The organism is Anaeroplasma sp., from assembly GCF_034179385.1.
GTDB lineage: Bacteria > Bacillota_I > Bacilli_A > Acholeplasmatales > Anaeroplasmataceae > Anaeroplasma.
On record NZ_JAXFPY010000040.1, the window covers coordinates 1 to 9,948 of the forward strand.

The window sequence follows — 9,948 nt, forward strand, 5'->3', positions numbered from 1 at the left end:
TTGTTTATGATGTTTTTGCACAATTATATTATACCATTTTTGGGGCCTTTTTTCACTATATAAGCACTAAAATCCAGACTAAAATCTGGATTTATTTTTTACCTTTTTAAGGGGCATATTTAATTTTGGGGAAACACAAACATATTACTTAATAATTTCTTCCTTTAATACAATTTCAAAAGGTTTATCGGTTTTTACTGCAACAGATATATAATAATCCGCTAAGGTAGTAAATTTAACCATATAGGCTTCATCCTTATATTCGATTAATCCTGTACCTACAGGAATATCCTTTATGGATTTACCAGAAAGCCCTGACCCCTCAGCCTTAGATATAGCCTCCTTTAATGTCCACATTAAAAAGAAATCCTCAGGCTTTTTCATAAGCTCCTTATCAGAATCACTAAAGGCATAGTCAATTAATTCTTTCTTGACCTCTCTTTTTTCTTCAATATCAATTCCACATTCCTTATCCGCAAGTACAAAAACGACATATTTTTTGGAATGAGAAATATTAAAGAATCCCTTAGGAGAGATAAGCTTACCTGATTTTGTTTTTTTAACATCATCCTTAAAATATTTATGAATGAAATAGCCTGCACCTAAGGATAAAAGCTTATCTTCCTCATGAATATAGGATTCTACTCTCTTTTTTCTTTCCTCTGAAATTTGACTTAAAAGATAGGTTTTATAAAATTTTATTTCTGATAAAGATAAATAATAAACTGTATATTGCTTCATAATATCACCTACTTACTTGCTCAATAATTCATTAATTTTGTTATGTACATCTTGAAGTCTAACGAAACCCTTAGTTGACAACTCTTGACTAATCCAAGAAAAATATGAGAATAAAAAATCGTAAAATTCTTTATCTATAGTAGTTTTACTAAAATTTCTATATTTGATTTTAGTCATATCCAGTAAATTAAATGAAATATTGTCTCTAATATCTTGCCACTCATCCCAAAGAACATTCATTATGAACTCTTTCGTTGGGAATTTATTTGTTTTCTGCCACTTACTTATGTTAGGTAAAAGTAAATATATCTCATCAATATAATTCTCAAATGCATCATCCTTTATTTCATACACAAAAAATAAATGTAGTATTAGTTGTCTTAATGGTTCTCTTAATTCATATAGCAATTCCGTTCTTGATTTAACTATCTCTGTTACTCGTAGTATCTTCATAATATCTCCACTTCTATTAATCCATATTTTTTTAATTCTAACAGCCCTTACCATTTATAGAACAGGTATCTTTAAAAGAATCCTCATATATTAAATCTTTAAAGCCTAAAGCATATAAATAGGATTCCCAATCCGTAAATACATCATCTCCATTTATAATACATGGAATGCCAATATCTCCTATTTCAATTAATCTTTCAAATACTTCTTTGTTGTTATCTCTATAATGCAAGAATTCCTTTAAATTTTTTAATGAATCTAATATTTCAATTTCCTCAAATTCAATTCCATACTTTAAAAAATTAAGCTTTAAATTCCTACAATCTGGACAATTTTTACTACCATACACCTTTAACATAATCGTACCCTCCAAATATATTATACTTTAAAATTTAAAAAAAGCACTGAATTATTCTTCAGTGCTTGCTGCTTCAGCGCCTAATTTCTTTTCAATTTTCTTATCTAAGAAGCCATAGAATATAGGGAAGATAACCTCAAGGATTAGTTCTATTCCAAGCAAAATCATATGGACATGAGCATGATGCTCTACAGGATCTACAATCATTGCGATAGATAAAACGATAACGACGATAGATTCAGCGAGGGAAATGATGGCAGGGCGCTTATGTGTCATACGAACAACGCACTCGGTTATCTCATCACCCTCACGCAAGATAGACCATGTACCCCAAATGATTAATCTTGTTTGATAGCCATATTCTCCATAAGTAAAGAACATTAATACGATAGCTAAGGATATAAGCACAATAGACTCAAAAAATTTTGTTTTATGGGAAACAATACCCTTTATACAGGATATTATCATATCCTCAATGGCATAGGCAAGCATTACTGTTCCTACAACGATATCCACATAATGTACATGTAAAAGTGAAACGTGATTGAATACTAAAATGAATACACCACTAATAATATATAAACAAAATTTAATTTTTTCCCAAATCTTCATAATTTTTACTCCTAGCCTTACTTATTTTATCATAAGAAAAAGAAAAGGCAATACAGCAGTATTGCACAATTCTATAAAATTGTAATTTTAATTTTCATATCGGATAAAGGATAGCATGAGCATGTATGTATATAATTAAATCTCTTATCGGCTAATCTTCTATAATCTACATCCTTAGGTATAAAAAATTCACCCTCTAATACCTTGCATCTACAAGCTCCACATTCGCCACTTCTACATAAGCTCCTAATCAATATACCATGTCTTTCAAGTGCGACGATAATAGGCTCATTCGCATAGGCATCAATAACATCCTCCTTTATACCTCTTACTACTGTAATCTTATATTGTTCATTTTTAACTTCTATAGGAAAGCCCTCTATTTTAGATACATCCTTATCTGTTCCAAAGACCTCCATTCTTATTCTTCTTTTTGGAACATTTAGGCTATCAAGCTCACCCTTAATGTATTTATACATAGGAAGTGGTCCACAAATAAAATAGGTTGTCTTACCATTTTTTGGGTCTTGATCTATAGAATATTTTTTTATAATATCACGGCTAATATAGCCCTTTAAATCTTGAGGGTTTAGCTTTGCGTTTTCACCGGATAGTACATGAATCACCTTAATTCTTTCGCATTTTCTTTCAATTTCATCAAGTTCTTTTTCTAAAATGATATCCAGATGGGATAAGGAACCATATAGAATAGTTAAATTATAATCTAATGTACCATGAGCAATTTCTTTGGCCATAGAATAAAATGGTGTAATACCAGAACCACCCGCAATTCCTACAATATCCTTAGAATCTCTTAAGGATTCGAAATAGAAATGACCAAAGGGCATTTCAACCTCTAGGGTATCTTGAATTTTTAAATGATCATATAAATAATTTGAAACAAAGCCTGTACCATCCTCACCTCTTCTTACGGTAATGCTAAAGAATCCATTTTCCCCTCTTGCCTCATATGGAGCACTAGAAATCGAATAAGGTCTTGAGGTTACTGTATTTCCAATTTTTACACGTATAGACACATAATTTCCTGCTTGAAAGATAGGTAATGGATTATTTACTGCCTGAAATGTAAACATACGAGAGGTTATAGAAACATCCTCTATTTTTATAACCTTAACTAGAAATGGAGATGGATGGAGCGCTCTTGCCACTTGGTTAATAGGGTCAACATATAGATTTTCATCCTTCGCATTTTTAAATGCTTCCTCTCTTTTTTTCGTAACACGAATAGCACCACTAATATCCTCTATTAGTCCTTTTATTTTTGTCATATTATCTTGCCTCCTCTTCCATTTGCTTAAGTAAAATGCTTGCTGCCTTTCTACCATTAGAAATACAAGAGGACATACCATCACCATTGATCGCATGAGCGCCACAGAAGGCTAAGCCTTTGATATAATTTTCATTATTCTCCATGAATAATCTTGCGATTACATGATCATCCATAGAATGCTTATAGCCATAAATACCACCCATATAATTCGATGAATAATGGGCAACCGTATGAGGCATTTCTACCTCAACTTCCAAAATATGATCAAACAAATTTACACCTAGATGCTTAGAAACACACTCGATCATATCTCTAGCCATTTTTCTTTTTACCTCGTGGTAATTTTCACAAGTAACAGATACGAATGCCTCTGGACTAGGTAGATAGGTAATGGATAGACTACATTCTCCATCATGTGTGCAATCTGGATTCGCATAATTTAGACAAATCGTTGTTAGATAATCATAAGGCCCTAGGGTTTTACCTTGCTCAAAGATTCGATCTAAATCCATATCCCCCTCACATGAAAATACAGAATAATCCTTAATATTTAATTCAAGAGGACTTTTATCTAATGTTAAAACAACACTGACAACCGTAAGTCCCATTTCTCTTGCGTTACAATCTCTATATGCACTCTTAGGTACTAGAGTTTTAGGCTCAATCATCTTGCCATAACAGGTATTCGGGTATGCACTACAGGCTACATAATCTGCATATATCGTATCTCCCTTAGTCGTTTTTACACCATACACATGGCCATCCTTAACTAAGATTTTTTCAACATTTTGAGAATATTCATATTGAACGCCTAAATCCATACACCGCTCCTGCATACGTAAGGATAGCTCATGAGAGAATTCCTTACATACGTAAGATCCACCAACAAAATAATCCCCCATTAATACAGCATAAATCGTAAAGGGTAAATCACTAAAGGGAGAACCAACATAAATCCAATAGCCCTTTAAGATATCCAAAACCTCCTTAGGTAAATCAAAGGTTTTTAATACCTCCTCTGTGGAATATCCTGCTGTTTTTACCAAATTTGAATGATGCAAAATCATTTGAAGCTTATTCATGGGCTTAACCGATAATGCATTTACAGAATTATATACATCCGTACATAAATTCATTAATCGATTAACCTCTTTAAATGTACCAGGATATACTCTATCGATCTCATGAGCCATTTCGAATTCACCAGGAACGAAAATATCATTTTCAATGGAACCATTAAAGCCAGCATGAAGTGTAATATCTATATTCTCTTTTGGGACATAAATCCTATAGGCCTCAGGCACTCTTAGCCAATCGACCATAACTCCCATTCCCTCTAAAAATCTTCTTATGGTAAGTGGTTTATCCTTAGGTCCAATACACATCATTTCATGAAGTGTAGCCTCCATTTCAACGCCACCTCTGACGTAGCTTGTTGCAAGCCCTCCAGGTAGGTTATGTCTTTCTAAAACTAATACATCTTTTCCCTTGGATTGAAGCTCAAGTGCACAGCTCATTCCCGCTAATGCACCACCAATGATGATCGCATCATATTTTTCTTTAAAAAAGCCCATGTTTCTTCCTCTTTTTCATCATTTCTGTTATACTACACAATAGGTTACTCCCTAGAAAAAAGAATTCCACTAGGAATTCTATCTTCTATATTGCTCACCCTCTTGAATGATTTTTGCCATTTCTTGCTTCATTTTTTGATTATTTTCAAGAATAAATTTCTTTTCTTTTCTCTTTTTAGAAACATAAAGAATGCCTGGAATAATCAAAAGTAAAAACAAGAATAGGGCTAATCCTTCCTTCATAGGTTTATATTCTTTAATATTATTTTTCGCCTTGTAATAAGCATCCTCAAGATTTTTTAAAGTAATATAATCTCTTAAGTTCTTATCTCTTTCCATAATGACATATTCTACATCCATCTTACCACTTTTTATAGTCTCTTCTCTTACTACCTTATAGCCAAAGAGCTTATTGTCATTAATCTCTATAATATCTTTTTTTAATAATCTCTTTTCCTCTTTCATAAAACTCCACTATACATCATTTCCTAAACCATCAATTACAAGTACATAAAATACATTCCCAAATCTTTCATCATAAACGAAATGGCCTAACTCTCTAACATGCTTGATTTTACCCTTCTTCGTTTTGATTCTATATTCTACATACTCCCTGTTCTCTTTATCATTTGAATGAATTTGCTCCCAAATCGATTGTTCTACCCTATCGTAATCCTCACTATACACCATACCTTTGAAATTATAACCAACATAATTCATAAAATCATCCTGGTTTTCACAATCAAACATGCGAATACAATCGGAATTTGCATATAATATTCTTCCACTTTCCGCTTGGTATATAAAGATTACTCCAGGAACATTATTTGTAATTTCCTTCAAGGAAAAACCAATCCTTTGTCTTTGCCCAAGCATCATGGATGGATTGTATCTTTCAAAGTCGTTCTTTGAATGGAATTTTACATGGTATAGGGCACTATCTGCAGCCGCATATAAATCCTGTAATTGAATACCATCCATTGGATATATAGCATAACCTAGGGAAACCGTAAATGGATAGGTTACACCCTTATAGGTATAATGCTTATCCGCCTTAACAAATTCTCTTAGGGTTTCTTCTACATTATCATAGCTTTTTTCCTTAAATACAATAGAGAATTCATCTCCACCTGTTCTTGCAATAATAGCTTTAGCACCAAATTTCCTTACTAAAGCCTTAGAGAAGGATTTTAAAGCTAAATCTCCAATAGGATGTCCATATAAATCATTAATTGTTTTAAAATCATCGATATCCATTACAGCATATACAAATCGATTTTTCTTATTTGCCTTATAGAAGGCCTGGACCTCTTCACCAAAGCCATATAGATTCAATAATCCAGTTAAAACATCGGACTTCGATGCCTTTTCAAGTCTTTTAACTAAAATATGATTTGCAACCCTTGCCGATATAAATCCTGCAGTATCACTAATAAGCTTTAAGAAATTTAAATTCTTATCGTAGGAATAATTATCTACACATAAGAATCCACTCGCCTTCCCCTCACTATAAAGAGGATATACAAAGATTCTAGATACTAAAGCATTATGAAATACTTCATAAAGATATGGATTTTCATCCTCTAGGGCATCCATATCATCCATTTCTATATAGCCATTTTCAGAAGAATTATTGGTCCATTCCTTAAGAATAGAAAATGGAATATTTTTTAGTTGATGAGCGTTGGATGGAACATCCTCCTTAGTATATTCAAATACATTATCAATTTTGATTCCGGCAGTCTCAAGTATATAGGCTCTATCCGAATCAATCGCTCTACCTAATTCCTTTAATACCTGATTCATCGCAACACTATAGGGAATATTTGAATTCAATATCTTTGCGATACGAATGGTTAAATCATCGGTCATAAAGGCTTTCTTTAATTCCTCAGATTTCTTATTTTGCTCATCGATATTAAAGAATACACAGCTTATATGACCCTCCTCATCTGTAGGTGCCATAGAATATGCAATGAAATAGCCTAAATCCCCTAAGAATCTAAAATTATAAAATTTTTCCTTTAAATATGCAGCTCTATAAAATTCATCACACCAGGTTTGATAGGATTTTGGAAATATTTCAAAAAAGGATTTTCCAATAAGATCCTTTTCCTTCTTAGATGCAACATGACAAAACTCTACATTGACATAGCTAAAAATAACATCCTTAAGGGAGCTATCTAAATTCAATTCAACCCTGCATACAAAATATGGAATTGGAATGTCCTTGTAAAAATTTGGTGTGTAATTCGATTTCATAGTCCTAATCCTTAATCTTAAACTTCGTTTATAGATTATACTATAAAAACATTCCTTTGACAATGTTTTAATAATGGCATTATTCTTCTATATTGTTTTGTAAAACCTATACTTCTATTTGCATAAAGATTTAAAAAATATTATACTAAAAGAAATATGTATTCGATGAATGAAATTATAGAAAATGGAATTGGGAGGTATTTATGTATACCAAAACAAAATATAAAACCATACTCGAAATGATAAATAATCAGTATGAGCACGCATTAGCATTATCCTATGATGATAATGGAGAAATTTTAAACTTAACCTATAAGCATATTAAAAATAGAGTGTTAACCTATCCTGTTCTAAAGGATAAAAAATGTGTAGGAATCCTTTGTGATGGGAATCTGGATACCCTAATTGCAATTTTAGCCTATATCCATAATAAAATTACAATCTGTTTATTATCCCAAGCGGATAATATATCTATAATACAAGAAGAAATCTCTACCGTCGGGTGTGATTTGATTATCGGTTCAGAGGATATAAAAAAAGATCTAAGGCTTCCACCAAAGATGGATACTCCTCCTGAAGGAAAAATCTTATTTTTCACCTCTGGTACAACCTCTAAGGAAAAGGCTGTAATACTGACAGAGGAAAAGCTTTGTGCAGCAGTATATAACGGTTCTTGCCTACTTGAGCTAAAGCCTCAGGACAAGCTATTATGCTCTTTACCTTTATCCCATGTATTTGGTTTTATTTGCGGATGGCTTTGGGCATGGGAAAATGGAGCATCCATCATTTTATCTAGGGGTATGAACCATATCTTCCATGATTTTGATTATTTTAAGCCAACGGCAGTGAGCTTAGTTCCTCAAATGGCTGCATTTTTGGCTTTAAAGAAATTATTTAACAAAGAATTGAAATTGGTATTAATTGGTGCTGGAGATTGCCCAAATCCCGTTTTAACGGCAATATCTTCTATGGGCATTCGCGTATCCTTTGGCTATGGACTTACCGAAACCTCCTCTGGAGTTGCACTATCCTTAGGGGATAACCCAAGAGCCTTTAGCGTATGTCCATTAGATGATATAAAAATTGCGGATGATTATGAAATATTAGTAAAATCAGAGGAAACGATTTTTGAAGGATATTATCCTAATAATAACGGATATGAGGATTTATTTACGATAGATGGCTATTTTAAAACAGGTGATTTAGGTGCCTTTGATGATAATCATTTATTGCACCTAAAGGGGAGAAAAAAAGACACCCTTGTTCTTCTTGATGGTACTAAGGTATTCCTACCTGAGGTTGAGGAGGAACTCATGGGGCGTCTTGGTGTATGCGAGCTTGCCTTAGGTACAGATAAGGATGGTAATGTCGTACTATGCTTAGGAAAAGTATATAAAAGCGAAATTGATTCTTATATGGATGATATAGATGAATACAATAGGTATCAGCCAAGATCAAAAAGAATTGTTCGTGTTATAGCAATACCAGAAGGCTTACCAAAAAAGAGTAATGGTAAGGTTAAAAGATATGAAATTAATTTTAATGAATAGAGGTTACTATGGAAAATATCATACGATCTAGGGAAGAAATTAAAGATAAGCTTATCTTTATTCTAAAGGAAAATATTTTAGAATTCCAAGAAATAGAAATTGGTGAGGACACAAAAATTAACACTCAAAAATCATTGGATTCTATTACCTTCATCTACATAATGTGTAAAATTGAAGAGGCTTTTGAAATAAAAATTTCAGAGAAAAATTGGATAAAAATAGAAACGGTTGGAGATATTCTAAAAGAAATTCAAAAGAGCCTCAAATATACACAATAAAATCTCGGTTTATAAAAATTAGGTAATGTGTATCCCTCAAAAAAAGATATGGATTTACTATTTCAAACCGCACTTGATTATCATATTTAACATTTTTTACAGTTTTTTTTATAATCGTGAAAATTTTTTAAGGATTTTGACTATTTATTATATGAAAGGCAAAAAAGCTAATCAAAAAAATAAATAGAAAAGAGGATTAAAAAATGAAAGAAAGATTAGAGGCCATCGGTCTAACCGATTATTATTTCAAGGAGTTAATTAAAAGAAAGAAGAATTATTTAACTCTATTACTCAATGGGATTTGTAACTTAGATTTAAAGGAATCCGATATTACATTAACCGATACGAGAGAATAGATTTATGTACCTTAAAAACAGTGAATTATGACATTAAGGTTGTAAGCATGGATTTAACTATTGATTTAGAAGCACAAATTGGTATGAATTCAAAGGAAAAGAATGAATATGGAGAATATATTTATGATGTTTCTAGAGGATTTTATTATTTATCTTTATTACATTCAAAATCTTATGAATATAAGGAAAAGGGCTATAGGAAGAAAAGATCAAAGGTAATCTTCATATATAAATATGATATTGAAGGTGATGATTGGATTCAAAAAATAGCAAACATTAACTTTTCAACAAAAAGAGTTTATGATGATATGGAATTATACTTAGTCTCCCTTGAAAAAATTCCTGAAGATAGTAAAATGGAATTAGATAGGGCGTTAAAATTATTATCTACAAAGGATATTGGAAAATATTTAGAAGATAATTCCCTAATCATAAAGGAGGCGGCAGAAATGTTAAGCGATTATGATAAGTCT

At 32.0% G+C, this 9,948-nt stretch carries 12 protein-coding genes; 4 read left to right on the plus strand and 8 right to left on the minus strand.

The window, feature by feature from the left end:
• Positions 1–144: 144 nt before the first annotated feature.
• The 8 genes from SPJ17_RS02705 to SPJ17_RS02740 form a co-directional block, all read right to left on the minus strand.
• The gene (locus SPJ17_RS02705) at positions 145–741 is read right to left on the minus strand and encodes a 4'-phosphopantetheinyl transferase superfamily protein (protein ID WP_321092523.1); all 597 of its coding nucleotides are present in this window, start codon (positions 739–741) and stop codon (positions 145–147) included.
• Positions 742–753: 12 nt separating this feature from the next.
• On the minus strand, positions 754–1,194 hold the full coding sequence (locus SPJ17_RS02710) for a hypothetical protein (RefSeq protein WP_321092526.1): 441 nt from the start codon (positions 1,192–1,194) through the stop codon (positions 754–756).
• Positions 1,195–1,231: 37 nt separating this feature from the next.
• A complete protein-coding gene (locus SPJ17_RS02715; RefSeq protein WP_321092528.1) occupies positions 1,232–1,552 on the minus strand; it encodes a glutaredoxin domain-containing protein in 321 nt (106 codons plus the stop codon).
• 51 nt (positions 1,553–1,603) lie between these two features.
• Positions 1,604–2,164, minus strand: a complete 561-nt coding sequence (locus SPJ17_RS02720) for a hypothetical protein (RefSeq protein WP_321092530.1) — start codon at positions 2,162–2,164, stop codon at positions 1,604–1,606.
• Between the two features lie 71 nt (positions 2,165–2,235).
• Positions 2,236–3,453, minus strand: coding sequence for an iron-sulfur cluster-binding domain-containing protein (locus SPJ17_RS02725; protein ID WP_321092532.1), 1,218 nt, complete (start codon positions 3,451–3,453; stop codon positions 2,236–2,238).
• A 1-nt stretch (position 3,454) separates the two neighbouring features.
• Entirely contained in the window at positions 3,455–5,029 is a 1,575-nt protein-coding gene (locus SPJ17_RS02730) for an NAD(P)/FAD-dependent oxidoreductase (RefSeq protein ID WP_321092533.1), read from the minus strand.
• A gap of 78 nt (positions 5,030–5,107) precedes the next feature.
• Entirely contained in the window at positions 5,108–5,494 is a 387-nt protein-coding gene (locus SPJ17_RS02735) for a hypothetical protein (protein WP_321092536.1), read from the minus strand.
• Between the two features lie 9 nt (positions 5,495–5,503).
• The gene (locus SPJ17_RS02740) at positions 5,504–7,291 is read right to left on the minus strand and encodes a diguanylate cyclase (protein WP_321092538.1); all 1,788 of its coding nucleotides are present in this window, start codon (positions 7,289–7,291) and stop codon (positions 5,504–5,506) included.
• 203 nt (positions 7,292–7,494) lie between these two features.
• On the opposite strand from SPJ17_RS02740, the gene SPJ17_RS02745 reads away from it, so the two are divergent.
• The 4 genes from SPJ17_RS02745 to SPJ17_RS02760 form a co-directional block, all read left to right on the plus strand.
• A complete protein-coding gene (locus tag SPJ17_RS02745) occupies positions 7,495–8,841 on the plus strand; it encodes a class I adenylate-forming enzyme family protein (RefSeq protein ID WP_321092541.1) in 1,347 nt (448 codons plus the stop codon).
• A gap of 8 nt (positions 8,842–8,849) precedes the next feature.
• Positions 8,850–9,119, plus strand: a complete 270-nt coding sequence (locus tag SPJ17_RS02750) for a phosphopantetheine-binding protein (protein WP_321092543.1) — start codon at positions 8,850–8,852, stop codon at positions 9,117–9,119.
• 203 nt (positions 9,120–9,322) lie between these two features.
• Positions 9,323–9,475, plus strand: a complete 153-nt coding sequence (locus tag SPJ17_RS02755) for a hypothetical protein (protein ID WP_321092546.1) — start codon at positions 9,323–9,325, stop codon at positions 9,473–9,475.
• Between the two features lie 47 nt (positions 9,476–9,522).
• Positions 9,523–9,948, plus strand: a 426-nt coding sequence (locus SPJ17_RS02760; protein WP_321092547.1) for a hypothetical protein, incomplete at its 3' end; no start/stop codon positions are given.